The 26,792-nt window shown below is 55.8% G+C and carries 25 protein-coding genes and 1 tRNA gene; 14 read left to right on the forward strand and 12 right to left on the reverse strand.

Features of this window, described 5'->3' with window-relative positions:
- The first annotated feature begins 504 nt into the window (after positions 1-504).
- The 5 genes from BFP92_RS20270 to BFP92_RS20290 all read left to right on the forward strand — a co-directional run bounded on the left by BFP92_RS20270 (position 505) and on the right by BFP92_RS20290 (position 4,717).
- Positions 505-1,278, forward strand: coding sequence for an ABC transporter ATP-binding protein (locus BFP92_RS20270; protein WP_017138656.1), 774 nt, complete (start codon positions 505-507; stop codon positions 1,276-1,278).
- Between the two features lie 13 nt (positions 1,279-1,291).
- A complete protein-coding gene (locus BFP92_RS20275; protein ID WP_065930815.1) occupies positions 1,292-2,044 on the forward strand; it encodes an ABC transporter substrate-binding protein in 753 nt (250 codons plus the stop codon).
- Positions 2,045-2,125: 81 nt separating this feature from the next.
- A complete protein-coding gene (locus BFP92_RS20280) occupies positions 2,126-2,821 on the forward strand; it encodes an ABC transporter permease (RefSeq protein ID WP_065930816.1) in 696 nt (231 codons plus the stop codon).
- Between the two features lie 38 nt (positions 2,822-2,859).
- Entirely contained in the window at positions 2,860-3,549 is a 690-nt protein-coding gene (locus BFP92_RS20285) for an ABC transporter permease (RefSeq protein ID WP_058422651.1), read from the forward strand.
- Positions 3,530-4,717 carry a methyltransferase gene (locus BFP92_RS20290; RefSeq protein WP_065930817.1) on the forward strand — a complete coding sequence of 396 codons (1,188 nt, stop codon included), beginning with the start codon at positions 3,530-3,532 and terminating at the stop codon, positions 4,715-4,717. Before BFP92_RS20285 ends, BFP92_RS20290 begins: the two co-directional genes overlap by 20 nt.
- 241 nt (positions 4,718-4,958) lie before the next feature.
- Here BFP92_RS20290 and bcsQ (BFP92_RS20295) read toward each other — a convergent pair whose 3' ends face one another.
- Both bcsQ (BFP92_RS20295) and bcsQ (BFP92_RS20300) read right to left on the reverse strand, forming a co-directional pair.
- Positions 4,959-5,858: a cellulose biosynthesis protein BcsQ gene (gene bcsQ / locus BFP92_RS20295; RefSeq protein ID WP_065930818.1), complete on the reverse strand. Its 900-nt coding sequence runs from the start codon at positions 5,856-5,858 to the stop codon at positions 4,959-4,961.
- Between the two features lie 167 nt (positions 5,859-6,025).
- Positions 6,026-6,919 carry a cellulose biosynthesis protein BcsQ gene (gene bcsQ, locus BFP92_RS20300; protein WP_239694284.1) on the reverse strand — a complete coding sequence of 298 codons (894 nt, stop codon included), beginning with the start codon at positions 6,917-6,919 and terminating at the stop codon, positions 6,026-6,028.
- Between the two features lie 397 nt (positions 6,920-7,316).
- Here bcsQ (BFP92_RS20300) and BFP92_RS20305 point away from each other — a divergent pair, with 397 nt between their 5' ends.
- Together BFP92_RS20305 and BFP92_RS20310 are read left to right on the forward strand one after the other, a co-directional pair.
- A complete protein-coding gene (locus BFP92_RS20305) occupies positions 7,317-7,550 on the forward strand; it encodes a DUF2790 domain-containing protein (RefSeq protein ID WP_065930928.1) in 234 nt (77 codons plus the stop codon).
- Positions 7,551-7,677: 127 nt separating this feature from the next.
- Positions 7,678-7,753: transfer RNA gene (locus BFP92_RS20310), tRNA-Thr, on the forward strand.
- A 498-nt stretch (positions 7,754-8,251) separates the two neighbouring features.
- Here BFP92_RS20310 and BFP92_RS20315 read toward each other — a convergent pair.
- On the reverse strand, positions 8,252-9,016 hold the full coding sequence (locus tag BFP92_RS20315) for a hypothetical protein (protein WP_065930819.1): 765 nt from the start codon (positions 9,014-9,016) through the stop codon (positions 8,252-8,254).
- A 67-nt stretch (positions 9,017-9,083) separates the two neighbouring features.
- Positions 9,084-10,517, reverse strand: coding sequence for an SMODS domain-containing nucleotidyltransferase (locus BFP92_RS30595; protein ID WP_083221764.1), 1,434 nt, complete (start codon positions 10,515-10,517; stop codon positions 9,084-9,086).
- Between the two features lie 1,013 nt (positions 10,518-11,530).
- Here BFP92_RS30595 and BFP92_RS20320 point away from each other — a divergent pair.
- Positions 11,531-13,144 (forward strand): TIGR04141 family sporadically distributed protein, encoded by a 1,614-nt coding sequence (locus BFP92_RS20320; protein WP_065930820.1) that lies wholly within the window; start codon positions 11,531-11,533, stop codon positions 13,142-13,144.
- Between the two features lie 287 nt (positions 13,145-13,431).
- Here BFP92_RS20320 and BFP92_RS20325 read toward each other — a convergent pair whose 3' ends face one another.
- Positions 13,432-14,550: a GTP pyrophosphokinase gene (locus tag BFP92_RS20325; RefSeq protein ID WP_065930821.1), complete on the reverse strand. Its 1,119-nt coding sequence runs from the start codon at positions 14,548-14,550 to the stop codon at positions 13,432-13,434.
- 423 nt (positions 14,551-14,973) lie between these two features.
- On the opposite strand from BFP92_RS20325, the gene BFP92_RS20330 reads away from it, so the two are divergent.
- A complete protein-coding gene (locus BFP92_RS20330) occupies positions 14,974-15,258 on the forward strand; it encodes a DUF3077 domain-containing protein (RefSeq protein WP_065930822.1) in 285 nt (94 codons plus the stop codon).
- Between the two features lie 65 nt (positions 15,259-15,323).
- Here the strand turns inward: BFP92_RS20330 and BFP92_RS20335 are convergent, their stop codons facing one another.
- Positions 15,324-15,809 (reverse strand): hypothetical protein, encoded by a 486-nt coding sequence (locus BFP92_RS20335; RefSeq protein ID WP_065930823.1) that lies wholly within the window; start codon positions 15,807-15,809, stop codon positions 15,324-15,326.
- A gap of 121 nt (positions 15,810-15,930) precedes the next feature.
- Between BFP92_RS20335 and BFP92_RS20340 the strand changes: the two genes are divergently transcribed.
- Positions 15,931-16,818: an AraC family transcriptional regulator gene (locus BFP92_RS20340; protein WP_065930824.1), complete on the forward strand. Its 888-nt coding sequence runs from the start codon at positions 15,931-15,933 to the stop codon at positions 16,816-16,818.
- Positions 16,819-16,836: 18 nt separating this feature from the next.
- Here BFP92_RS20340 and BFP92_RS20345 read toward each other — a convergent pair whose 3' ends face one another.
- From BFP92_RS20345 to BFP92_RS31775, 6 genes are all read right to left on the reverse strand, one after another.
- The gene (locus BFP92_RS20345; protein WP_065930825.1) at positions 16,837-17,538 is read right to left on the reverse strand and encodes an SDR family NAD(P)-dependent oxidoreductase; all 702 of its coding nucleotides are present in this window, start codon (positions 17,536-17,538) and stop codon (positions 16,837-16,839) included.
- The gene (locus BFP92_RS20350) at positions 17,535-17,756 is read right to left on the reverse strand and encodes a tautomerase family protein (RefSeq protein ID WP_065930826.1); all 222 of its coding nucleotides are present in this window, start codon (positions 17,754-17,756) and stop codon (positions 17,535-17,537) included. Before BFP92_RS20350 ends, BFP92_RS20345 begins: the two co-directional genes overlap by 4 nt.
- A gap of 339 nt (positions 17,757-18,095) precedes the next feature.
- A complete protein-coding gene (locus BFP92_RS20355) occupies positions 18,096-19,382 on the reverse strand; it encodes an OprD family porin (protein WP_056860697.1) in 1,287 nt (428 codons plus the stop codon).
- A gap of 545 nt (positions 19,383-19,927) precedes the next feature.
- Positions 19,928-20,146 carry a hypothetical protein gene (locus BFP92_RS20360; protein ID WP_056860698.1) on the reverse strand — a complete coding sequence of 73 codons (219 nt, stop codon included), beginning with the start codon at positions 20,144-20,146 and terminating at the stop codon, positions 19,928-19,930.
- Between the two features lie 234 nt (positions 20,147-20,380).
- Positions 20,381-21,487 carry an agmatine deiminase gene (aguA, locus tag BFP92_RS20365; RefSeq protein WP_058422624.1) on the reverse strand — a complete coding sequence of 369 codons (1,107 nt, stop codon included), beginning with the start codon at positions 21,485-21,487 and terminating at the stop codon, positions 20,381-20,383.
- A 121-nt stretch (positions 21,488-21,608) separates the two neighbouring features.
- The gene (locus BFP92_RS31775) at positions 21,609-21,755 is read right to left on the reverse strand and encodes a hypothetical protein (protein ID WP_170875851.1); all 147 of its coding nucleotides are present in this window, start codon (positions 21,753-21,755) and stop codon (positions 21,609-21,611) included.
- A gap of 98 nt (positions 21,756-21,853) precedes the next feature.
- Between BFP92_RS31775 and rfbB the strand changes: the two genes are divergently transcribed.
- The 4 genes from rfbB to BFP92_RS20385 all read left to right on the forward strand — a co-directional run bounded on the left by rfbB (position 21,854) and on the right by BFP92_RS20385 (position 26,779).
- Entirely contained in the window at positions 21,854-22,936 is a 1,083-nt protein-coding gene (gene rfbB, locus BFP92_RS20370; protein ID WP_065930827.1) for a dTDP-glucose 4,6-dehydratase, read from the forward strand.
- A 41-nt stretch (positions 22,937-22,977) separates the two neighbouring features.
- Positions 22,978-23,523, forward strand: coding sequence for a dTDP-4-dehydrorhamnose 3,5-epimerase (rfbC, locus tag BFP92_RS20375; RefSeq protein WP_065930828.1), 546 nt, complete (start codon positions 22,978-22,980; stop codon positions 23,521-23,523).
- A 65-nt stretch (positions 23,524-23,588) separates the two neighbouring features.
- Complete coding sequence (locus tag BFP92_RS20380) at positions 23,589-25,397, forward strand: sensor histidine kinase (RefSeq protein ID WP_065930829.1); 1,809 nt, start codon at positions 23,589-23,591, stop codon at positions 25,395-25,397.
- Complete coding sequence (locus BFP92_RS20385) at positions 25,394-26,779, forward strand: sigma-54-dependent transcriptional regulator (RefSeq protein ID WP_065930830.1); 1,386 nt, start codon at positions 25,394-25,396, stop codon at positions 26,777-26,779. Before BFP92_RS20380 ends, BFP92_RS20385 begins: the two co-directional genes overlap by 4 nt.
- Positions 26,780-26,792 lie beyond the last annotated feature (13 nt).

Below are 26,792 nucleotides of genomic sequence, written 5' to 3' on the forward strand. Positions count from 1 at the left end.
CTTCTCGTGAAAAGAAACCAACGGGGCGTTCTTTATTTTTTACGCAAGATTTGCGCCAAAATATTACAGAGCCGCGATTGACGCGGGCTGTAGGACAATTCATTAGCTCACGCAAGTCGTTGAGAACTATGGCATTGCGCTATAGCGTTACCGTGCGACCCAACTGCGACACGAAAATACGCACCAAAAACACACACAAAAAGTACGTGACGCTCCATAAAAGGGCTGATAAGGACCGTTTGCCCGGTTAACCCTTCCAACACCCGGCCAAAGCTGGCACCATCGCGCCCTTTTTTACGCGAAGCCTGTGGATTTATCGGGTTCAAACGTCTGTAGGTTGTTGATAGCGCGACACACTGCTGTGCCGATGCGACACCCTGCCGCAGACCACCCGTTAACCGTCCGCAGCGCTGTTGGCTGCCATCCGAACGCTATGCTAGCTTGGCGCCTCGCCAGGAAGGCGGCCCAACAGCAAGAATGCACTGAACACAATGAGGACCGCACATGGCTGAGGCCGCGCCCGCGCTTGAAATCCGCAACTTGCATAAACGCTATGGTGAGCTGGAGGTACTTAAAGGTATCTCGCTGACCGCCCGCGACGGCGACGTGATCTCGATCCTGGGTTCCTCCGGTTCCGGCAAGTCCACCTTTTTGCGTTGCATCAACCTGCTGGAAAACCCCCATCAGGGCCAGATCCTGGTGGCCGGTGAAGAGCTCAAGCTCAAGGCCGCGAAAAACGGTGAGCTGATGGCGGCAGACGGCAAACAGATCAACCGCCTGCGCAGCGAAATCGGTTTTGTGTTTCAAAACTTTAACCTGTGGCCGCACATGAGCATCCTCGACAACATCATCGAGGCGCCCCGCCGCGTGCTCGGCCAGAGCAAGGCCGAAGCGATAGAAGTGGCCGAAGCCCTGCTGGCCAAGGTCGGCATCAGTGACAAGCGCCACGCGTACCCGGCGCAACTGTCCGGCGGCCAGCAACAACGGGCAGCCATCGCACGCACCCTGGCGATGCAACCCAAGGTCATCCTGTTCGACGAGCCGACATCGGCGCTTGACCCGGAAATGGTCCAGGAAGTACTTAATGTGATCCGCGCGCTGGCCGAAGAAGGCCGCACCATGCTGCTGGTCACCCATGAAATGGGCTTTGCCCGTCAGGTTTCCAGTGAAGTGGTGTTCCTGCATCAGGGCCTGGTCGAAGAGCAAGGATCGCCACAGCAGGTGTTTGAAAACCCGCTTTCGGCGCGCTGCAAACAATTCATGTCCAGCAACCGCTAACGGAGCAACATGCATGCAGAACTATAAAAAATTCCTTCTGGCCGCGGCCGTTTCGATGGCGTTCAGCGCCACGGCCATGGCAGAGACCTTGACCATGGGGATCGAAGCGGCCTACCCGCCCTTCAACAATAAAGACGCCAGCGGCAACGTTGTGGGCTTCGACAAAGACATCGGCGACGCCCTGTGCGCCAAGATGAAAGTCGAGAAGTGCGACGTGTATGTGTCCGACTGGGACGGCATCATTCCGGCCCTGAACGCCAAGAAGTTCGACTTCCTGATTTCTTCGCTGTCGATCACCGATGAACGCAAGCAGGCTGTGGACTTTACCGACCCGTACTACTCCAACAAGCTGCAATTCATCGCACCCAAAGCCACAGCAGACTTCAAGACCGACGCGGATTACCTGAAGGGCAAGACCATCGGTGCACAGCGCGCGACACTGGCCGGCACTTACCTGGAAGACAAGCTGCCGGACACCAAGGCCAGCCTCTACGACACCCAGGAAAACGCCTACCTCGACCTGACTTCCGGCCGCCTCGACGGCATCCTGGCCGACAAGTACGTGCAGTATGAATGGCTCAAGAGCGATGCCGGCAAGCCTTATGAATTCAAAGGCGACCCGGTGGTAGAAAGCGACAAGATCGGTATCGCCGTACGCAAGGGCGACCCGCTGCGCGAGCGCCTGAACAAAGCCCTGGCAGAGATCAAGGCAGACGGCACCTACAAGAAGATCAACGACAAGTACTTCCCGTTCAGCATCGAATGATCTGAACGGCCTGACCGGCGCGCTTCTATTGGTTAGTAGCGCGCCGGCTTTCAGCAATGCCTGCCGCGATATGAAAACACCATGAATTTCGATCTCTACGGATTCGGCCCGGCGCTTGCCGCTGGCGCGTTGATGACCGTCAAACTGGCGCTCACGGCCCTGTGCCTGGGGCTGGTGCTCGGCCTTGCCGGCGCCTTGGCCAAGACTTCACCGTACAAGCCGTTGCAATGGCTGGGCGGGGCTTACTCGACCATCGTCCGTGGCATTCCCGAGCTGTTGTGGGTGCTGCTGATTTACTTCGGCACCGTCAACCTGATGCGTGCCCTGGGCGAGTTTTTGGGTAACCCTGACCTGTCTCTCAGTGCCTTTGCCGCCGGGGTTATCGCCCTGGGCCTGTGCTTTGGCGCCTACGCCACGGAAGTGTTCCGCGGCGCGATTCTTGCCATTCCCAAGGGCCACCGCGAAGCCGGTGTGGCGCTGGGCCTGTCGAAGGTGCGGATTTTCACCCGCTTGATCATGCCGCAGATGTGGCGCATCGCCCTGCCGGGCCTGGGCAACCTGTTCATGATCCTGATGAAAGACACCGCGCTGGTGTCGGTGATCGGCCTTGAAGAAATCATGCGTCACGCACAGATCGGCGTGACCGTGACCAAGCAGCCGTTCACCTTCTTTATGGTCGCGGCCTTTATGTACCTGGGCCTCACTGTGCTGGCCATGACCGGCATGCACTTCCTGGAAAAACGCGCCGCCCGCGGCTTTGCAAGGAGCACCCAATGAGCGGTGACTACAGCTGGCTGTCGCACTTCGACCTGGGCCTGAACTGGGCCGTGATCATCAAGTGGCTGCCCAAACTGGCCCAGGGTGCAACCCTGACTCTGGAACTGGTGGCTATCGCGGTGATCGCCGGTTTGCTGCTGGCGATTCCCCTGGGTATCGCGCGCTCCTCGCGCCGCTGGTACGTGAGCGCCCTGCCCTACGCCTACATTTTCTTCTTCCGTGGCACACCGCTGCTGGTGCAGTTGTTCCTGGTCTATTACGGCCTGGCGCAGTTCGATGCGGTGCGTAACAGCTTTATGTGGCCCTACCTGCGCGATCCGTTCTGGTGCGCCACGGCCACCATGACCTTGCACACCGCCGCGTATATCGCCGAGATCCTGCGCGGTGCGATCCAGGCCATCCCGCCGGGTGAGATCGAAGCGGCGCGCGCCCTGGGCATGTCCAAACCCAAGACGCTGTTCTACATCATCCTGCCGCGCGCCTCGCGCATCGGCCTGCCGGCGTACAGCAACGAAGTGATCCTGATGCTTAAGGCCAGCGCCCTGGCCAGCACCGTCACCCTGCTGGAACTGACCGGCATGGCGCGCACCATCATCGCCCGCACCTATTTACCTGTGGAGATCTTCTTCGCGGCCGGGCTGTTCTACCTGCTGATGGCCTACATCCTGGTGCGGGGTTTCAAACTGCTCGAACGCTGGCTGCGCGTCGATGCTTGCCAGGGACGTTGAAGCGCGCTTCGCGGCGCTGGATGCGTTTTTAATCGAGCACCAAGGGCTGTGGCGACCACGGCCCTTTACGCACCTGCACTTACCTTGGGAACACCAGCACCCCGAGCTGGCCCAGTGGCTGCGCCAGCGCTCGCTGGCCGATGCCGAAGCCTGTCACAACCACCCGTATGAACTGCCGGCGCCCGCGCCTTTTCCACAGCTGGCTTTTCAGGCCGCGCAGCTCAGCGCTGTGGATAAGTTACCCGCACACGCCCTGGAGCCTGCCCGCCATCGCCTGAACGTGGATGTGCCCGGGCGCAAATGGCAGCAAATCGAGGCGTTCGGCGCCGCGCTGAATTTTGCTGCAACACCCCTGCATTGGCTGGACTGGTGCGCCGGCAAAGGCCACCTCGGCCGCCGCTTGCTGCAACCCGGCCAACAACTGACCTGCCTTGAATACGACCCGGCGCTGATCGCCTCGGGCCAGGCCTTGAGCGACCATCACAGCCTGGCCGTGACCCATCGCCTGCAAGACGTGATGGCCGATGTGGCGATCAGTGCAGACCACACGCCCGTCGCCTTGCATGCCTGCGGCGATCTGCATGTGCGGCTGTTGCACGTGGCCAGTGCGGCGGGCTGCAAACGCCTGGCGCTGGCACCTTGCTGCTATAACCGCATCGGCGCCGAGCGCTATCACGCCTTGTCGACCGCCGGGCGTGCCTCGCAACTACAGCTTTCAATCGATGACCTGGGGTTACCGCTGAGCGAAACCGTCACCGCCGGCAATCGCGTGCGCCAGCACCGGGATACGTCCATGGCCCGGCGCCTGGGTTTCGACCAGTTGCAACGCCAACTGCGTGGCGGCGATGAGTACCTGCCCACGCCATCGCTGCCCGCCAGCTGGCTGGATAAGCCCTTCGCTGATTACTGCCAGGAACTGGCCCGCCTCAAGAATTTATCCACAGGTGAACAGGATTGGGCGGCGCTGGAAGCACACGGATGGCGGCGCTTGGCCGAGGTGCGCAACCTGGAGTTGGTCAGAGGACTGTTTCGGCGGCCGCTTGAGCTGTGGCTGGTGTTGGATAGGGCGCTGTTCTTGAAAGAACAGGGCTACAAGGTTGAGATAGGCACCTTCTGCGAACCCACGCTAACGCCGCGCAACTTGATGGTGCTGGCGGAGCGCGATTAAGGGGCGAAACTTCCTACACGCGCCCTGTGGATAACTCTGTTGATGAATTCTTTACAGAGCCTGTAGCTATCAGCGCTACAGACCAAAACCCACCCTGGTCATTTTTTGTTCATAAAATAAAACGCACACAAAACAGGCAGTTGCAGCGTGTTGAGAACGGCTCCACAAAGTGGCTGTTTCGTGACAGGCGCAACCAACCGATTGTGCATAAGCATTTGGCGCCAAGTGCATAAAGCGCGATTTATGCGGTTCTTTTAGGTGCCTTCAGCACGCGGCAAATCTCGTTGATATCGTCGCCGGCCAGCCGCTTTGTGGCGTTGTCCAACGGGTCGGCCGCAAACGCCAACGCTTCGTTGATCGCCATATCGCGGTGCACCTCCAGCGGCGCTTTGCCCAGGCGCTGTTTGAACGCTTCCAGCATGTCCAGGCTGAAGGCGCTGTTCTCATCCACTTGGTTGACCACCACATGCACTACCGGCGGGCGGGCGCCGGCAAGGTGCGGCGCGAGCAAACCCTCCAAATGGTCGAGGGTACCCAGGCACGCGGCGTCGGCCTGGGCGATAACCAGCACCACATCGGCCACGTTAAGTGCTTGATGGAAGTACACGTTGTTACCGGCGGGCGTATCGATGATCACCGTCTGCCGCTCGCTCAAGCCCAGCGCCGCCAGGCGCTGCGCCAACCAGCTGGGTTCGTGCTTAAGCCAACGCTCGAGGTTTTCCTGTTGCTCGATGTCGATATCGCCAAAGGTAATCACCTGGCAACCGGCAAAGCCAAGCTGCTGCAGCGGGCTCCACTGCCCATGCTCCAGGCTGGTACGGCCGATTCCCGGCAAGGTGCCACTGACGCCAAAGTGATGGTGCAGGGCATTTTGCGGGTCCAGGTCCAGCGCCACCACTGATTCACCATGGCGCTGCAAACCGCTGCTCAACGCCGTGGCCAGGGTGCTGCGGCCGACACCGCCATTGATCGAGACCAACGCCACCACTTTGGGGCACAGCGCTGCGAGATGAGTCGATTGGGGAAGGGTGTTTTCGTTTGCGGGCACACTGCCAAAAAAGTGCATGCGTGCATTAATACCGTTGGCATCGTGGCTGACGTTCTTGCCGAACAACGTCAACAGCTCTTCGCTAAGGCTCATGGGCAGCTCCTCACGACGCAGCTAAAGACGTGAAGGTCGGCAAGCAGGCACTTACCGCAGGTCTTATTATGGGCGTCTTAGTGACGCATTCTGTGACAGACGCGGTAAAGTGTCATTATTTTGCTGTTTTTGCTGATCATTTTTTAGACAAGCGGTAATTGGTCAATTTAATGGCCATTGCTCGACAGATGCATCCGAACGCTCAGCGCCCGGCATAACGCACTCACATCCTGGGAGCCGCCGCTATTTAACGCAGGGTCAAACGGGTCGCGCCCATAGGCCTGCGCCTCACTGACCGAAACGTCACGCTGGACGGTGCCGAGTACGGCATCGCCCAGGCGTAGCTTGAACACTCCGGCCATGTCCTTACTAAAAGATTGGCCAGCGTCGACCTGGTTGATCACGTAAAACCGCAGGGGAGGCGCCGCCCCCGCAAGGTACGGCGCGAGCAGCTCGTCCATCTTGGCCAAACGCCGAAACGAAGAGGCGTCCGGCTGCACCACCACCAGTACCACATCGGCCACCGACAGCGCCTGGCTCAAGTACACCGTATTACCCGCCGGCACATCGATCACCACCGTGTCACTCGCATTGAGCCCCAACCCGGCCAAGCGCTTGGCGAGAAAAGCTTGATCCTGGCCGAGCCAGCGATTAAGGCTTTGCTGCTGCACGGCATCGGTCTCGCCAAAAGTCACCAGCTGGCAGCCGGCAAACCCGCGCTTGGGCAACGCCTGCCAGGTTTGATTAAGCAGGCTGGTGGCGCCCAGACCGGGCACATCAAAGCCTGGGCACAAGTGATGGCGCAGCGCGTTTTGCGGGTCCAGCTCCAACGCCAGCGCCGGGTGGCCCTGGCGCTGCAAACCACTGGCAAGCGCAGCCGCCAACGTGCTGCGCCCGACACCGCCGGTGGCGGAAACCACCACCACGACCTTGGGCGCCACCGCATCCGTATACACCACGCCATGCGGCCCCTCTACCGCCTCATGACGATAGGGCGCGGCACCCTGATTCAACTGATCCAACAACTGCTGAAAAGGCACCGCCACCTGCGACTCACGCAAACAAGGTTCAGCCAGCGCGGCGTATAGCTTAGTGATGTGATCTGCACGCCCCACCGGCTGCTCCTCCCTGTTGGGCCAATGAATAACTGGGCCGCATTGTGTGATATCACAGTGATGGTGTCAGTATTCTGGTGTTTGTATCCAAAACCTTTCAGATGAGCGGCATGGCGCCATTTTTATGGCTCATCTTCTGCCAGGTGATATACCTCTATAAAACAACGCACTAGGCGATCACTGTGTGTTTTTTAACCAATGCAAGCTCGCCGCTCGTATCAACAAGTACACAGATTCACACGCCATACACAACGAAACAAAACCCGCCCTGCGCGACACAGCCCGGATACCTCCCCGGCATTCAATGGCCTCACCCCACCATTGCACCTGCGAGGCCATCACCATGAACCCCAGCAACTGGAAAACCCTAATCGCCGCCAGCCTGCTTGGCTTGACCTTCACCGCCCATGCCGAGGCAAGTCATAAGCCGGATATCCAGCGCGTGCTCTCGACCACCGAAGACACCCGCTCGGGATGCGGCGTGGTGAACGCGCGCATGACCTATCTGGACTCTAAAGGCGATACGCAGGTGTTGGCGTACATGAAGTTTACCGACCAGTGCGGCGACGGCAATTGAGTCGGATTTGAGGCTCACGAGGGTAGGAAAAAGCAGCGAGCGTAAAAAAACCTTGGTATCTGCAAAAATAGTCAGAATTCAGGGGTTTACAGAAGCTTGGCAATCGCTATAATCGTCGCCCTAACACGCCGGTATAGCTCAGTTGGTAGAGCAACTGACTTGTAATCAGTAGGTCCCGGGTTCGACTCCTGGTGCCGGCACCATACAAAACGAAGCCTCCACAGAAATGTGGGGGCTTTGTTGTTCTGGGGTTTGGGGTTTTGAGCGTACCCTTCCTCTCCACTCGCCGTGGCCATCCTCTTCGCCGTCCTCTCCTCGCCACCGCTCAGCTCCGTCCGGGCACCTGACGTGCGGGATGCCTCCAGATTGAGGGTGAGAATAAATCGGTCTTCTTTTCCAAAACGTACACAATGTGGCCACACTGGAATTACTAGGCCGCGCGCCACCACTTCATTTCGACGGTTGAGATGCTGCTGTCAGCTCACTAGCAAATTTCAGGACAGGCGCTGGTGAAAAATAAATCCGTCCCCTTTTCATATTTTGTCGGTTAGGTGCTGACACTCGCCATGGCCTTCAAAGTCGCAAATTTTGATATTCGACTCCTGCACAGGAATGATGCTCTCCCTAGCTGCCAACCCTGGCTGCTCTGGCGCCCTGCCGTCTAAGCGTCTGGGGCTCCTCATAGCACTTCGATTGTCATATCAGATGTTAAGGTCCAGTCTAATTCGATTCCATTCTTCCGAGAGACTATGATTCATTTTCATGAACGTTGATGACGGAAAGGTTATTGCTGCATTGGCCTTAGATGTCTCGTAAAACGAGCAGAGATCCACCGCCATTGCATTGAATGAGGCACCTGACGCACAAGAGGTAAACAGATTACGTGTACGTTCATAAGTGTCTTCACAGCGACTCCTAAGCCATTCAAGTCGAATGTATTTCGCAATGACTTGCTCGCTGAATACCGCTTGCGATACCGCCAGTATCAATCCAAAATCTGCGTTTCTCCAATAAATACAGACGAACCAAGCCATGAAGTAAATAATTACCTTGGCCCTTTCAAGTCGCAGTATCCGCAGAGTAATATTTTTGCTAAACCAGCTATTCTCTAGAACTTGTGCTGCAACGCGTCGCATGGGGTCAACTTGGTCATTATTGTAATAACCGTCGGTCTTCTCGTGAATCAAGCTAATGCTGTAGGCCTTGCCAAAAAATTCCCGGCGACGATTATCCTCGGCTCGTGGAAGAAAGTAGAGCCTAATGCTGATCCCAATGATGAAAATTGAAATAACTGTGACTGCAAAAGCCACCATTATTAAGTTATATAGTTCGGGCAGCTTTTCTTTTGTTACGAAGAGGGATGCAATCGAGATGACTGCGCCAAAATAGAATAAGGCATTAGCAACGTTCTCCGCACGTTCAAGAGCATTATAATAATTAATACGAATAGGGTCACTACGAGACATTTTGTCCTCCAGAGTAAAGTTTCTGCGCAATGCGGTTAAGTATAGACTGCATAGTTTATCTTGACATTCACTCGATTGTTACGTAAAAAACTTCGCTCTTTCCAGCTAAAACCTCATCGGATTTTCTGACTAAAAAAGCCTCAATCATGTGTACCCCACGGTATGAGAGTTGTTCGGTTCGAACTGCATGAATGTCAGAGTGATAAAAATCGCCGCGTAGAGCGTTGTTTCGTGTAGCTACTGCATCGGTATTTGTCACTCGCCACATGACCCTGTAATCCCTGGGAAATGGCAAGCCATTACCAGTAAATGCACAAAACTCTAACCATTTTCCGGGGGATAGCGCAGTCAGGCTTGCAACTTCCCAAAGTCTCGGAGAGTCTTTATTTGTACGCAAGAATGCACGAACTCGAACTGACAATTGGCTGCCTGCTAGTCGCCATTGCGGTTTTTGCATATGGGGGAGGCTATTGAATCCTGATGGCAATGCTGCTCTACCCAAAGTTTTAACTCGATCAACCAGGTCAATAAATATGCTACCGGAAGGGGCGAAACTCTCGTTCGCAGCTCTGCTAATCAGGCTAGCTTTCTCTACTACCTCAGTTCTCGCGAAATCTTCACCAAACAATAAGCGCCAGGCACTTATGCTCTTACCTCGATCATCTTCGCTGTATGCTTCATCAATCCAATTTCGGTACTTGCTAATTTTATTTCTGAAATTATCATATTTAACGTCGTCCCACGCATTACTTTGAACTTCCGTAAAGAGGACGGGGTTTTTTACTATTGGTTTGGTAGGATTTAGCTGAAGCCAATCGTCTAGTCTTCCCATCAGTATTTTTAGCGCAGCAGGGACATCGGAAAATGTTTCGTTCAATAAATCGCCGTCTCTCACCTGCAGACCAAGCAAAGTGGTCAGTAAAAAAGATGGACAAGTAAAATTACCCTTAATATCTCTCATATACTTGACTAGGCGGGTTACCTTTACTAGATTGTTTTTTGTGGTTTCTCTATTTTTCTCATGCAGCCAGTCCGTATAGTCTTTGGGATTTGATTCTTCGAACTCATTTGAAATACGATTACATACTTCATAGATATCGACATACATTCGCTCTTTTATGCAGGGAGCGATATCGATTTTTCGCTCTCCTGCATATTCAATAGTGACACAATGTGAGAAGCGACGAAGTTTTTCTCGATAAACACCACTAGCAGCAAATACGTTATGTAATCTATTTACATAATCTTTGGGCTCCCACCCGTCGACAGGGTCGATATATACCAGTAGATCGGCATCGAATGGGCACTCTGGGAGAGGCTTGATAATTGTTTTGTGAGCCCAAGACCCTTGGGCGGAAAATTCAATAACCGTTGGTTCCCAGTCAGAGTTTTGGATGAACTGCTTCAGCGTATCGATGCTACTTTCAAGTTTATTGAAACGATCTTTATTTAGGTTAACTGTATCGGTTAAAAAGTCGTCGAATAGTGATATTAACTTCATTAACTTAGATCCCTCTATGTTGTTTGAATTTAAGAAAATTTGTACTCAGCTTTCGTTAAAGTTTATTCGAAATTTGCCACGCATGGCTTGATACTAGCGTTTTGGTGCCACCCCGTCTATCAACCAAATTTAAATTTATTATCGTTTTATCGAGCGGCAGTTCTTGGCCGCCGGTTGCCTGTCGCCATGGCATCTTTTGGCGGATTTCTGCCTATGCTCTACGAAAGAGATAATTGACAACGTTAAAATTCAGGGGGATTTACCATTCGTATGCGGTTCTGAATTACTTACAGACCGACAATGTGCTCACATTTAAAAAATCCCGAATTCGATTCCACCAAACTCCATAACTAGCTGATTTATTTATAGTTACTAGTTGGGGTACGCCAAATTTACCACCGACTTCCAGAACCGCAGAAAACCTAGCCTCCCCGGGACATACCGTTCGTCTGGTGCCGGCACCATAAAAGACGAAGCCCTCACAGCAATGTGAGGGCTTTGTTGTTTCTGGGGTTTGAGGGCGTGGGTGTCCACGAAAATGCCTGCATTTCTCTCGTCTTCGTGTGTAAGACGCTTCCGCTTTTCCTTCTAGCTATTGTCTAGCACTTCTTGGGCGCCTAACGTCCGGCTACCTTCTTAACGCGAATATCTCGGTGCGGTGGATAGCTATGGCTTCGCAGCTTTTACCTTTTTGCGTCCAATCCGAACTCGTCTGTCAGCTGGATCGACTCGTCGGCGCTAAAGGGCGGGATCGCGCATGCCATCTGCAGTCAGCGCTGGAGCATTACGTCAAATTTGAAATGGCTCATGTTCAAGCTTACGGTAGGGATCAGATACGTAGAGCTGGAGAGTGTTACTAGCCTTGAGGGCGTGGAAGAGGAGGAGCCGATACAGAGGAGGAAGTCACAGCATTGAAAAATGGTTCGTATCCCTTCCATGTCTTTTTTGATGGCCTTTTGCCAAGCGTAATGTATTGTGCCTCTTAGACAGAGCGCCCTAGGGATAGAAACGCCATGCCGAAAAGAGCAAGAGAAAGAAAAGAAAAGCTTTCAATTTATCTAGCAAAAAAAGGCAAGGTCGATGACATTGAATTACTCAAATTAGAAAACTCAAAATTACCAATATCACTGGAAATCCAAAACATTGAAAAAGCACTTTTATATATAAAAAAAGATCCACCCATACATTCACCACCATGGACTAAATTATTTACATCCAGGGAAGAAGTTTCAGACGATGACTTTGGCACTAGCAGCAGCGTAGGTGCAGCTCTAGTCATATCCACTTTACAAGAAAAATTTATAATTACATTCGGCACCGGCTTTCACCTCCTGAATGAAGAAAATATCGAAAGAGATTTTGGCCTGAGAGTCACTTTAAACTCGGTCAACCCAGACAAATTAAGAAGCTTAGATAAATCGAGTTACGATCACAACCCTTTAAACTCAAGAACGCAGAGCACAAAAGAAGTCGATATATTTGATTTACACATGGATTCTGAAGTAGAAATTCTATCTACTGTCACAGGTAGCTCGACAGTAGAAATTTTTGGAAGCCACATAACGGGAAGGGACGCTTTTACAGTTATAACATCCTTAGATCTAGATAATTTAAACTTAATCCTAGAAGAGGCACTAAATAGGCACAAGCAAAAACTACCTGAAATTTTCGAGTGGGTAGAAAATATAAACCGAGTGCGGGATCTCGATGATATTGAGATACTTGATATGGAACTCGAAAATGTACTTAACGGTCCCAACCTTGATAATTTCTGGCTAGGTGAACCCGAAATTGTAGACTGGGAAAACCAAATAGGTTACTCATTTGACCTTTATGCTCGCACGGAAAGACATGTAGTACTCGAAATGAAACACCTAGTGGATCACTTGAAATCAAAACCCGCACCACTATCAATAGAGTCCCTGAAACAAACTCAAGTGCACATTAATGACAATCTATACAAGTCAATAAAAAGCTGGTCGGCGTATAAATGTCTCTATGCGGAAATTTCGTATAGCGGCGAAAGCTATATATTACGAAACGCTACATGGTACAAAGTTGACTCGAATTTCGTAAAAAAAATTGACGACCATTTATTATCTTTAAACACATACAACGGCCCACTCCCTCGATACGAAGAGGACAGAGAGGAAGATTACAACCAGAAATTGATCTTAGACCCCTCTTTTGAACTCCTCGACAAGAAAAACATAAAAATTGGGGGTGCCTATGACAAGCTAGAGTTTTGTGACGTCATAAAAAATGGCAACGAACTCATCCACGTTAAATACTATAGAAGCTCAAGTACTTTAAGCCATTTGTTTTCACAGGGCTGCGTATCCGCAGAAGCATTTATTAGTGACACTGAATTCAGAAAAAAACTCAACTCAAAACTGCCAAACTCTATTCGCCTCACAGATCCAACCGCCCGTCCAAACCCAAGTGACTACAAAATAGTTTATGCTATTGCAACAACAAAAAAATTACCATCAGAGTTACCTTTCTTCTCTAAAGTCACTCTAAAAAATGCTCTGAAAATCCTTAGAGGGCTTAACTATCAAGTTGAAATAATCGCAATCGATGTAGACCCGAACTTATTGATAAAGAAGAAATGCAGACCCAAATAGCTAAAAGATTATTTGGGACCGTTCTGGGCCTGCCCCCTTTTTCGGATCAGTTTGTTCAGGAGATTTGGTTGGAGGAAAGGGCTTTGATTGAGGGGAGCTAGAGGGGAGGATGAAAACAAATCTGTCCCGTTAATTACACTCACTAGGTCTTGACTCGTTGCCAAAACACAAAGCCCTGTAGTTCGGGGCTTTGTGGTTTTTGTGGGTTGGAGATAAAAGTATCCGAAATGAAACGGTTACCTATGAGTCACCACAAAGAGGCTATAAATTGCAAACTAGAATTACAACTACCATTTTTGAACATCGTGCGCACTGATCAAGGCTTGGACAATCTTTAAGCCTTCATCTGGATTTGCATACACACCCTCACTGTAAACCGTCTTTCCATCAGGAGTTATAATGACAAGCCTACAATTTTCTAATGGGTCGCTCTCGGGCACTAGTTTTTTCACTGCGGGATCAGACCAATCCACTAAAGCAGCGACAAACTTCTTATCTACGATTTTCTTAGTAGTTTGATACTCCAAGAAATAACCTAAAGAGTACTCCAACTTACTTTTCTTAGGATGACTGGAGTCGTAAATCACTACAAATAATGGCAACCCCAACTGACGCGACTTCTGCAAAGCGGATTCAAGATTAACAAAAGGAGGAGATAGAAAATATTTGTGCTGCAGCTCTTTTTCCTGCTCGACCACGAAGCCTTGCCTAGTCTTATTATTTATTTTATCTTCTGCTAGCCGCTGATAAGCTTTACGAAACTTTATGAGAGTTAGATCTTCGGTCGCCAGTCTATCCGATATATCAGAAAGGAACCCCTCTAAATCGTTATTTTCCACACCGGAACTCTTAGCCTTATAGTGAAACTCATGAGTAACATCGCCCCAAGCATCCTGAAGCTTTGTTCTGATTTGAATTTCACATTTCATTTCTCGAGGTGCAATTACGATCTCTTTATCTTCTCCACGATCGACGCTATCGTATGCGACGCTACCCACCAAATGAATTGAACGATAGCCTGAGCGCTTCGGCTCTTTTATGTAATCCTCAACATCAGAATCTAATTTTAGATGATGCGAAGAATTTATCAGTTTCATAAAGCCGTGACAGTCATCCAGAAACCAGCACACCACCCGCGCGCCAATTAAATCATTGACAATATCTGTAGGATAGTAAAATTGAGGCCAGCCTTTCTTCTCAAGCTTCTTGAGAAAACTTCCAAGCCCTTTAACTCTAGCGGTTATTCGAACTGCCTCTGGGGGCAACTTATTATCAATGGTATAAGCAAGCGCAAGTTGGCTCAAACGAATTTCTAAAAGACTTTTAATTTGCTCCAAATCTTTTCCATAACGATCATAAAACCTTACAAGGCGTTGCTTTAACTCTTCTGGCGAAAGCTCACTCATTATACAAAACTCCTTTTTTGCAAAAAAACCACAATTGATCGCCTAAAAATCAGCATATACTTTTATCACAAAGAATAAAAAACACAAATCCTTCTAATTTTCTCGCATGCGCGTCATCAACGTTGTAAATGAATATCCACACTCAGGTTGCTCATTTCTTATTGATAGTCTAGCCTTCGCCAATCGCTGCCAATTCAGCGATCGGGCCTGAGAACCCGGCAAGATGCAGGCGCCACAGCGCCCCAAACACCCGATTTGCAGGCGTTTTTTTTCGCCCAGCATTTCGTGCAATGGCGGCTGTGCGTGGGAGACCTTCGGGTCTGCCGGGTTCCTGTATCTCCGGTTTCTCAGCCTGCGCACAGCTGCCACCCATTCGCCTGAGAACGAACGTGGTAGCTCTCAATTGATATGGGAGTTTTACCGATGACCGCTACAGATCCGTCTGCGTTAACCACCCTCGGCGTCACCCCTTTCTCCTTTCACTCCGACCAGCCTCTGTTCCGCGTCAACAGCGGCGTTTCCCTGCATGAAGCCCTGCACCACGTTTCCGATTTGCTCCACGTCGCCAAGTTGCTCGCAGAGGATGCGGCGATGATGAAGGAGACGGACCGTTATGCCTGGGCGTCGCATTATTTGCAGGAGATGAGCAAGGCGGTGATTGATGATGTGGTGAAGGTGTTGGCGTCGCCCTGTAATGCTGAGCAGTAAGGGGTAAAAGGGCTAGCCGGGCGTGCGCTATCGCGGGCAAGCCCGGCTCCCACATAAAAGCGCTTTTAGGCGAATTGGCCGCCTTTTTTGCGCAGGTAGATCATCTGCGCAGTCACGCCAATAACCAGCGCCAGCGCTATGCTGCCTTGTGCGCCGAGCAGCACGGGGGATTGCAGGTCTGTCACGAACGGGTGCCCGTCGGGCACGCGGCGCAGTGTTTCGGAGACGGTGGGTACCATCAGGAAAAATGCGGTCAGGCTCAGGAAGATTGTTTCCAGGTACGCGCGTGCGCGGCCCAGCCAGGCTAGGTGCCCTACTGCATATCCGGCTGCGAGCAGGGCAATGGTGATGATGCCGATGATGTTGCTCACGGGCTGTTTGGCGACCAGGAATACGCTGAAGGCGCCGATCAGCATCGATGCCAGGTAGAGCTTGCCGGGTGTTGAGCGGGGCACGATGCGGCCGTGGCGGATGAACATGTAGGCGGCCAGGGGGATGGCGGGCAGGCTGCCGAGGGTGTGGAGCCAGCCGAGGGGGGAGATTCCGAACATGGTGTGTGTCCCGTGTGGGTGGATGATGTGCATAAACGCGCCGCGCTGGAAACGTTCATCGCGATGGCGGCGGCGCGCTATGATCTGGGGATCAGCTTAGTGAAGGCGTGGCCGCGCAGACATGATGAATCCCCTCGATAATTTGATCATTCATCCGGAAATGCAGTTGGAGGGGCTGGCCAAAGGCGATCTGTTGTCGCAGGTGCTGGCGCAGATTCGTCTGACGGGGGACCGGGTGTATTCCTCTGCGCTGGCCGACCAGCAGCCACTCGAGCTGGATGAAAACAGCGCGCATATCTGCGTGCTTCAGCAAGGCCAGTTGCAACTGGAGGGCGGCGGCCACGCGCCGAGTACGCTGCAACAGGGCGATGTACTGTTGCTTCCTCACGACCCCACGGGCATCACGCTGACGGCGTGCGATGGGCCGGCCAGTGTGGTGGTGTGTCGGTTCTGGTTCGACGCGAGCAGTTTCCAGGCGATGCTGTTTGCCCTGCCCCGGCTTATTCATATTCGGCAAACCGAAGCCGCCGCCTGGGCCGAAGGCATCCTGTATTTCATGTTGCTTGAGGCCCATGACACGCAGCCGGGCGGGGCGTTGATGATTTCCCGCCTGATTGATTTGGTGGTGATCCGCATCCTGCGCACTTGGGTGCAGCAAGGGGCTGCGTCGGGATGGCTGGGCGGGTTGTCGGATGCGCGTATCGCGCGGGCGCTCAGGGCTATTCATGCAGCGCCGGGCCAGCAGTGGCGCATTGATGCGCTGGCGGAAGTGGCCGGTATGTCGCGTTCCAATTTCTGCGAGCGGTTCAGCGCGTTGGTGGGGCGCTCGCCGTTGCGGTACCAGAATGAGTGGCGGCTGACCTTGGCCAAAAGCATGCTCGCCAAGCAGGAAGGTCGCATCGGTGAGGTGGGTTTTGCGATTGGCTATGAGTCCGAGGCTGCGTTCAGTCGGGCCTATAAAGCCTTTTTCGGGCGCTCGCCTCGGGATGATAACGCCCGGCCAGGTTAGACCGGGCGTGGTGGTGTATCAGTGTCCGGCGCTTTGCCCGCCGTCCACATGCAGGATCTCGCCGGTAACAAACCCTGCGCTCTCCAGGTAGGTGATCGCCTGGGCGATATCACTCACTTCGCCCATGCGCCCTACCGGGTGCAATTGCCCCAATGCGGCGTGGGAATCTTCGCCATGCATCGGCGTCTTGATGATGCCCGGGCTCACCGCGTTCACCCGAATGCCGCGTTTGGCGTATTCAATCGCCAGGGATTTGGTCGCGGCGTTCAGCCCGCCTTTGGTGAGGCTGGCGAGTACCGAAGGCACGCCGTCGATGGCGTGATCGACCAGGCTGGTGGTGACATTGACGATGTGGCCGGCACCGTGTTTTTCCATCTCGGCGATGGCCAGTTGGGTGATGTAGAAAAACCCGTTGAGGTTCACCGCCAGCACGTTGGCGTAATCGTCCTGGGTGTAGGCGGTGAAGGGTTTGGCGATGAAGATGCCAGCGTTGTTGATCAGGCTGTCGACACGCCCGAAGGTGGCCAGGGCTTCGCGGATGACGCGCTGGGCGGTGGCCGGGTCGGCGATGTCGCCGGGCACCGTGAGGATGTTCGGGTCGGTGGATGGCTGGATCGAGCGCGAGGTGGCAACCACGCGGTAATCGAGGGCGCGGTAGGTTTGGACCACGGCAGCGCCGATGCCTTGGGAGGCGCCGGTGATGATCACGACTTTGCTCATTGTGTTTCTCCGGTAAGGGCTTGGGATCTGCGGTATTCGGTAGTGGTGATGCCGGCGTAGCCCCAGTTATCGGTGTCGATTTCTTCGATGACGATGTGGGTCAGGTCCGGGCGCTTGTTGAGCACGCGTTCGAGGGTTTCGGTGAACTCGGCAATGACCTGGGCTTTTTGCTCAGGGGTCACGCCGTCACGGGTGATGCGCAGGCTGATGAAGGGCATGGTGGTGACTCCAGTGGTCGGCCATCGGAAGTGATGGGTAGGCAATGGCGTCAATTTAGGCGTGCGCTGAGGCGAGATAAATGGGGGTTTGAGTACTATATTAGTGATGTGGTGTAACAAGTTCTTAGGGTACTTCTACACGATTGGACGCCACCTACTGGCGTCCGTAAAACTGATAAAAAACCATGCTTGATCGTTGACGGCGGGACGCGGAGCGTCCCAAGAGGCGTTCCCACGCAGAGCGGGGGAACGATCACCGGCGCTGATCCAAAGGCATAAAAAAACCCCGAACCAGTCGGGGTTTTTTATCGCCTGGCATCAGGCGCGACGTGCGATCAATTAGAAAACGTTGATCGGGTAGTCGGCGAACAGACGGATTTCGTTACCGCCTACGTTGTAGTTGCTGGCGTTGCTGGAGACGCGCAACCACGACGCACGAGCGCGCAGGCTCAGGTCTTTGGCTGGGCCGCTTTGAACGACATATTTGAACTGGTTGAAGATTTCACGCTCGGTGCCACTGCCACGGTTGGAACCGTCGTCAATGTTGGTGCCGCGCACGTAAGCGATGTTGTAGGTCAGGCCAGGCACGCCGAAGGCGCTGAAGTCCAGGCCGTAGCCTGCTTGCCAGGAGCGCTCGTCCTTGCCGTTAAAGTCGGACCAGTAGGAGTTGGCCAGCAGGATGGTATTGCCGCCGTCGCCGATGCCGCCAGCGTTGCGGTAACCGCCGTACAGGTAGCCGGTGTCACCGGTGCTGCGCTGGTGAGCGAGGGTGAAGCTGTGCGGGCCAACAGCCCAGGTAGCGCCCAGGCTCCAGATTTTGTTGTCGCGGGCGTCCGCATCACCTTGGTTTTCCAGGGCGAAGCTGCGGTCCAGCTTGGTTTTGTAGCCGTTGAAGTCAAAGGTCAACGATTGCTTCTCTGGCAGGGCCAGCACGTAGTTGACGTTGACGTATTGCTTCTTCAGCACGTCCTGCATGTTGGAAGCGTACAACGCGGCCGACAGGCTTTCGGTGAATTTGTAGCTACCACCGATGTAGTCGATGCTTTTCAGCGCGCCACTGTCGGAACCTTCGGCGCTCTTGCGGGCTTCCTTGGTGAAGTGACCAGCGTCCAGTTGCAGGCCGGCGATCTCTTTGGAAACGATCGACGTACCGGTGTAGGTTTCCGACAACAGACGGGAGTTGTCGTACTGCAACACAGGCACAGCCGGCATCTGGTCACCGTACTTGAGTACAGTGTTAGAGACGCGGAACTTGACGGCAGCGCCGCCCTTGGCCAGGTCGTTGGCTGCTTCGCCGCTGTCGCCTTGCTTGAAGAAGTCGATACCGCCAGCGCCGCTGCGACCTTTACCGCCGTCCAGGCGAATGGCGTATTGGCCGATCACGTCCACACCCACACCGACGGTGCCTTGGGTGAAGCCGGATTCGAACTTGCCGATGAAGCCCTGGCCCCATTCGGCTTTGTCTTGCTTGCCGTTTTTGTAGTCACGGCTGATGTAGGCGTTACGTGCTGCGATGTTCAGGTGGCTGTCGTCCACGAAACCCTTGGATTGCTCCTGGTCGTTAGCCATTGCTGTCGATGCGCTCAAAATCCCCAGAGCGATCAGACTCATCCGTTGCTTCAACATTTCTTATATTCCTTATTACTGGTTGAGTACGCGCTGTGACACCAGGCTCCGTGTTGCTTTCTGGTGTCGACGTTATCCAAAAAAAGAAGGCCCGCGGACGACTGAACTGCCGCGGGCCTTTTTTTATTGGATGAGTCATGGCGGTGAGCCACAGGCGTTGGGCGCAATCCTATGCGCGCGTTGAACTATGTGTCAATTTCGTGAATCGTCTGTATTTAGGCGAAATAATTCTAAGCGGTTCATTCCAAGGCCTTCGCTCAGGCCTGAAAAATCGTCTGATTCGTCAAGAAAACACATTATGTAACATTTTAGCCGAGGGTGTGTTTGCGAGCTCGTGGGCAACAGGCACCTACAACTTCTAAATTTCACGCGGTCAATGTGGGATCTAGGTGGTCTTCAGTTTTTCAGATCGTTCCCACGCTCTGCGTGGGAATGCCTCCTGTGACGCTCTGCGTCACGACCTCAGAAGCGGGACGCAGAGCGTCCCGGGCTGCATTCCCACGCAGAGCGTGGGAACGATCATCACCTGTGGGAGCTGGTGGGCTTCAGTTTTTCAGCAGTTCGCACAGCGCTTGCAGCTCATCCTCACTGAACAACCCCGCCGGGTAGCGTTCACTCATCACGCTGCGCACGTCAGGCTGTTGCTGCCTCACCTGTCGCGAGCCGTTTGCCTTCAACCATAGCGCCAGCGCATGGATCGCATCACCGCTAACCCGCGTCGGGTGGAACGGGCGCGTGTAGATCAGGTTGATATCGGCATTCATTCCAGCGCTCTCTCCTACTGCGTGAGCGGCTAACTTACTCAAGGTTTGTGACAGAACTGTGCAGTCATCACCTTGGGCCACTGTGGCAACATCGATACAAGAGCTATGCCAATGTCCCGTGTTTATAGGCATTCGGGCACAAAAAAGCCCGCAACCTAGCCAGGCTGCGGGCTTGCTGTAAGCGCTTTAAACAGGTAGCGCTCGGCGTTCACTCAAACGCTGTTACAACCGCACTCAATTTTTGTGCGGTGCTGGCTGTTGTTGGGTCAGGCAATGGATATTACCGCCGCCCAGTAACAGTTCACGGCCCGGCACCATTACCACTTCGTGCTGCGGGAACAGGTTCTGCAGGATCTCTTTGGCCTGGCTGTCCAGCGGGTCGTCGAAGCTCGGCGCGATGATGCCGCCGTTGACGATCAGGAAGTTCACGTAGGAACCGGCCAAACGCACAGTCGGATTACGTTCCTGGGAACCGTCGACCGGGTCGACACCGGCGCATTCCTCTTCGGTCGCGTACAACGGGCCCGGGATCGGCATTTTATGCACTGTGAACGGGCGGCCTTTAGCGTCTGTGCTGCTTTGCAGCACGGCCATGGCGGCGTGGCAGCGCGCAAAGTTAGGGTCTTGCGGGTCATCGGTCCAGGCCAGCAACACTTCGCCGGGGCGCACGTAGCAGCAGAAGTTATCCACATGGCCGTCGGTTTCGTCGTTGAACAGGCCGTCCGGCAACCAGATGACTTTATCCACCGCCAAATGGTCACGCAGCACCGCTTCAATGGCCGCGCGGTCCAGATGCGGGTTGCGATTGCGGTTCAACAGGCACTCTTCGGTGGTGATCACCGTGCCTTCGCCGTCGACATGGATCGAACCGCCTTCCAGCACGAAGCCTTCGGTGCGGTAGCGCGGCACGCGCTCGATCTCGAGGATCTTGCCGCCCACCTGCGAATCGCGGTTCCACGGCGCATACAGGCCGCCGTCAAAGCCGCCCCAGGCGTTGAAATCCCAGTTCACGCCGCGCACTTCGCCACTGTTATTGATCACAAAGGTCGGGCCGGTGTCGCGCACCCAGGCGTCGTCGTTGGACATTTCCACCACGCGGATATTGGGCACATCCAGGCGCGCACGGGCGTTCTCGTACTGGCCGGCAGACACCGCGACGGTCACCGGTTCAAAGCGTGCAATCGCCTTGGCCACCGCCACGTGAGCGGCCTGCGCCGGCTTGCCGCCCAGGCGCCAGTTGTCCGGGCGCTCGGGCCAGATCATCCAGGTTTGGGTTTGCGGCGCCCATTCGGCAGGCATGTAGAAGCCATCGGCGCGAGGTGTGCTGTGCAGGGTGGTCATGGCGTTCAGGACTCCGAATGGGGTGAAGGCCGACTTTATAACGGATAAAAATCGGCTTTAAAAGTGATAAAAGATCATGAATGACAAATATGACAGCCGTTAGTCGATAACAATCGATAACCTACAGTGGCTCATTGAGCACCTTCGACACCCTGTCGACAAAGAAATCCACGCTGCGTTTAGACGTCACCCTCGGCGGCTTGATCTTGAGGATGTTGAGGCAGTCGCCGGTCGGCAGCATGGAAACCCAACTCGCGCAGGCGATCAAGGCGACCCTTCTTCACCCGAGTATGCTTGCGCCGCCCCGTTGCGCAACTCAAGCTATGCTCTGGCTTATATGTCTGTCCTGGAAAAAAGGCTCTCTGAATGCGCATTCTCATCACCGGCGGCGCCGGCTTCATCGGTTCTGCCCTGGTTCGTCACCTGATTCAAAATACCGAGCACGAAGTGCTCAACCTGGACAAACTCACCTACGCCGGCAACCTGGAGTCACTCACCAGCATCGCCGCCAACAGCCGCTATGAGTTCGTGCAGGCCGATATCATCGACCAGGCCGCCGTCAGCGCCGTGCTGGCGCGCTTTGAGCCGCAGGCCATCATGCACCTGGCCGCCGAGTCGCACGTCGACCGCTCCATTGATGGCCCTTCGGACTTTATCCAGACCAACATCGTCGGCACCTACAGCCTGCTGGAAGCCACCCGCGCCTATTGGCAGACCCTGGAGGAACCGGCCAGGAGCGCGTTCCGCTTCCACCATATTTCCACCGACGAAGTGTACGGCGACCTCCACGGTGTGGACGACTTGTTCACCGAAACCACGCCTTACGCACCCAGCTCGCCGTATTCGGCCAGTAAAGCCGCCTCCGACCACCTGGTGCGCGCCTGGCAGCGCACCTATGGCCTGCCGGTGCTGCTGACCAACTGCTCGAACAACTACGGGCCATTCCACTTCCCCGAAAAGTTGATCCCGCTGGTGATCCTCAACGCCCTCGCCGGCAAGCCACTGCCGGTCTACGGCGACGGGTTGCAAGTGCGCGACTGGCTGTTCGTCGAAGACCACGCCCGCGCCTTGTTCAAAGTGGTCACCGAAGGTGTGGTCGGCGAGACCTACAACATCGGCGGTCACAACGAGCAAAAGAACATCGACGTTGTACGCGGCATCTGCGGCCTGCTCGAAGAACTGGCGCCACGGCGCCCGGCCGGTGTGGAGAAATTCACCGACCTGATCACCTTCGTCAAAGACCGCCCGGGCCACGACCAGCGCTACGCGATCGACGCGAGCAAGATCGAACACGAGCTGGGCTGGGTCCCGGAAGAAACCTTTGAAACCGGCCTGCGCAAAACCGTGCAGTGGTACCTCGATAACCTGGACTGGTGCCGCAGGGTCCAGGACGGCAGCTATCAAGGCGAGCGCCTGGGCAATACCGACCCAAAAGACCTGATCGCATAAGGTTCTGATCACACGACCCGTTCACCCGGCGAGGGAAACCAATGAATGTAATCGCGACCAAGCTGCCCGACGTATTGATCCTCGAGCCGAAGGTATTTGGCGATGAGCGTGGCTTTTTTTATGAGAGTTTCAACGCCAAGGCGTTTGCCCAAGCCACCGGCCTGCAGCTGGAGTTTGTGCAGGACAACCACTCTCGCTCGCAAAAGGGCGTGCTGCGCGGCTTGCACTACCAGATAGAAAACACCCAGGGCAAACTCGTGCGGGTGACCGCCGGTGAGGTCCTGGACGTGGCGGTGGATATTCGCCGCAGTTCGCCCACTTTCGGCCAGTGGACCAGCGTGCGCCTGTCCGCCGAAAACAACCGCCAACTGTGGGTTCCAGAGGGGTTTGCCCATGGGTTTGTAGTGCTCAGCGACTACGCCGAGTTCCTCTACAAGACCACTGACTACTACACGCCTTCGGCTGAGCGTTGTATTCGCTGGGACGACCCGGAGCTCAAGATTGACTGGCAGTTTGAGGGCACCCCAACCTTGTCCGCCAAGGATCAGATCGGCAAGGCCCTGGCAGACGCCGATCTGTTTGCATGACCGGCGAGTGCCTTGCACGCCGGCCCTAGGCATAATGCGCCTGTCCCCACAGGCGCATGACTCCCATGACTCCACCCCTCCCGCGTAGACCTCGCTGGCGCAGCCTCGCCTTACTGGCGTTGTGCCTGGCACCGCTGCTGTGGCCGCTGGAGCATCTGGCCGAGCGCTATTACCGCAGCGAACTGGCCGGGCAGAACCGCCAAACCCTCGACCTGTATGTCGCCAACCTGCTCGGCACCTTGCACCGCTATGAAGTGCTGCCGCAGATCCTCGGTGACTTGCCGGCCCTGCGCACCGCGCTGGACGCGCCCCAGGTCAGCGCCAACCTGACCAACGCCAACCTGCTGCTCAAGGAGGTTGCCGCTCAGGCCGGGGTGGAAGTGATGTACTTGATGGACACTACCGGCAAGACCCTCGCCGCCTCCAACTGGGACAAGCAGGACAGTTTTGTCGACCGTAATTTCTCGTTCCGGCCCTATTTCAGCGAAGCCATGGCCGGGCGTCTGGGGCGGTTTTTCGGCCTGGGCACCACCTCGGCCAAACGCGGCTACTTCTTCGCCGCCGCCGTGCGCGACGGCGCCAAAATAATCGGCGTGCTGGTGGTCAAGGTCGACCTGGACCACACCGAAAGCCTGTGGGGCAAAACCCCTGAGCAACTGCTGGTGACCGACCATAACGGCGTGGTCATCCTCACCTCGCGCCCGCAATGGCGCTTCCGGGCGACCCGGCCGCTCACGGAAGAAGAGCGCCAGGCAATCATCGCCATCCAGCCCTACCCGACCCGCGACCCGCAGCCACTGGCGCTGAGCTCTACGGCGTGGCTGCGCCAATCCACGGCCATCGCCGAAACCGGCTGGACCGTGGAAATCCTCGCACCGCGCTCGCTGATCAATCGCCCGGTGCGCACTGTGGTGGCCGTGGGCGGCGCGACGCTGCTGGTACTGATGTTGCTGCTGGGTCTGATGATGCAGCGCCGTCGCCATTACCTGGAACGCATCGCCTTCGAAGCCAAGGCCCGCCGCGAGCTGGAAGCGCGTGTGATCGAGCGCACCAGCGACCTCGAAGGCCTTAACCGCCGCCTCAAACAGGAAGTGCTGGAGCGTGAACACGCCCAGCAGGAACTGGTGCGCGCCCAGGATGACCTGGTGCAGGCCGGCAAGCTGTCGGCGCTGGGCACCATGTCGGCGAGTATCAGCCACGAACTCAACCAGCCGCTGGCGGCGATCCGCAGCTACGCGGAAAACGCCGAGATCCTGCTCGACCACGAACGCACCAACGACGCCCGTGGCAACCTCAAGCTGATCAGCGAACTGACCGGGCGCATGGCCTCGATCATCGCGCACCTGCGCGCCTTCGCCCGCCGCGACCGCCACGCCCCGGAAAGCGTGGCCCTGCAACCGGCGCTCGACGATGCCTTGGCGTTACTGGCCAAACGGCGGCGTTCGATGGAAGTCGAATTGATCCGCGATTTACCCGAGGCGACCTTGTGGGTGCAAGCCGGCGAAACCCGCCTGCGCCAGGTGCTCGGCAACCTGCTGGCCAACGCCCTCGACGCCCTTACCGAAAAAGGCCCGCCGCGCAAATTGTGGCTCAGTGCCCAAACCACCGAACAGGGCGTCAACCTGTACATTCGCGACAACGGCCCAGGTTTTTGCATGGAAGCCCTGGGCCGCGCCAGCGAGCCGTTCTACACCACCAAGACCCGCACCCAGGGCTTGGGGCTGGGCCTGGCGATCTGTGAGACGTTGATGCGTGCCTTTGGCGGCGAATTGCTGTTCGCCAATCACAAGGAAGGCGGCGCGCTGTTAACCCTGAAATTGCGTGCCGGCTCGCCGGGCGTGAGTCTGCAACCGTCCGAGGACCGCAGTGTATGAGTATCGATAACCAGATCCAGGTGGTGTTGATCGACGACGATCCACACTTGCGTCAGGCCCTGTGCCAGACCCTGGACCTGGCCGGGCTGAAAGTCCTGACCCTGGGCGAAGCCACCGGCCTCACGGCGCGCCTGTCCCGCGATTGGCCGGGCGTGGTGGTCAGCGATATCCGCATGCCCGGCATGGACGGCCTGGAGCTGCTGGCTGAACTGCACGGCCAGGATCCGGACCTGCCGGTGTTGCTGATAACCGGCCACGGCGATGTGCCGCTGGCGGTGCAAGCCATGCGCGCCGGGGCCTATGACTTCCTCGAAAAACCCTTCGCCAGCGACGCCCTGCTCGACAGCGTGCGCCGCGCACTGGCCCTGCGCCGCCTGGTGCTGGACAACCGCAGCCTGCGCCTGGCCCTCAGTGATCGCCAGCAACTGAGCACGCGCCTGGTCGGGCATTCGCCGCAGATGCTGCGCCTGCGTGAACAGATCGGCGCCCTGGCGGCGACCCGCGCCGACGTGTTGATCCTCGGTGAAACCGGCGCCGGCAAAGAGGTGGTGGCCCGCGCCCTGCACGACCTGTCGAGCCGCCGCAGCGGGCCGTTTGTGGCGATCAACGCCGGCGCCCTGGCGGAGTCGGTGGTCGAAAGCGAGCTGTTCGGCCATGAGCCCGGCGCCTTTACCGGCGCGCAGAAACGCCGTATCGGCAAGTTCGAGTTCGCCAATGGCGGCACGCTGTTCCTCGATGAAATCGAAAGCATGAGCCTGGACGTGCAGGTCAAGCTGCTGCGCCTGTTGCAGGAGCGAGTGGTAGAGCGCCTGGGCGGCAATCAGTTGATCCCGCTGGATATCCGCATCATCGCCGCCACCAAGGAAGACCTGCGCCAGGCCGCCGACCAGGGACGCTTCAGGGCCGACTTGTATTACCGTCTCAACGTGGCGCCGCTGCGCATTCCGCCGCTGCGCGAGCGCGGTGAAGATGCACTGATGCTGTTCCAGCATTTTGCCGACGAAGCCAGCAGCCGACACGGCCTGCCGTTGCACGAACTGCAACCGGGCCAACGTGCCCTGCTGTTGCGCCACAGTTGGCCGGGCAATGTGCGTGAACTGCAAAATGCAGCCGAGCGCTTTGCCCTTGGGCTGGAGCTGGCACTCGATGCCACGGCGGACAACCCCGCCGCGGGCGTGCTGACGTCAACCTCTGGCGGTTTGAGCGATCAAGTCGAGCAGTTCGAAAAAAGCCTGATCGCCGCCGAACTGACCCGCCCCCACAGCTCGGTGCGCAGCCTCGCCGAAGCCCTGGGCATCCCGCGCAAAACCCTGCATGACAAACTGCGCAAGCACGGCCTGAACTTCGCCGACAGCGCCAGCCACAGCGCCGACGACGAATGACCCGCCAAGAGAC

The sequence above is a fragment of the Pseudomonas sp. 58 R 3 genome (assembly GCF_900006605.1).
Lineage (GTDB): Bacteria > Pseudomonadota > Gammaproteobacteria > Pseudomonadales > Pseudomonadaceae > Aquipseudomonas > Aquipseudomonas salomonii.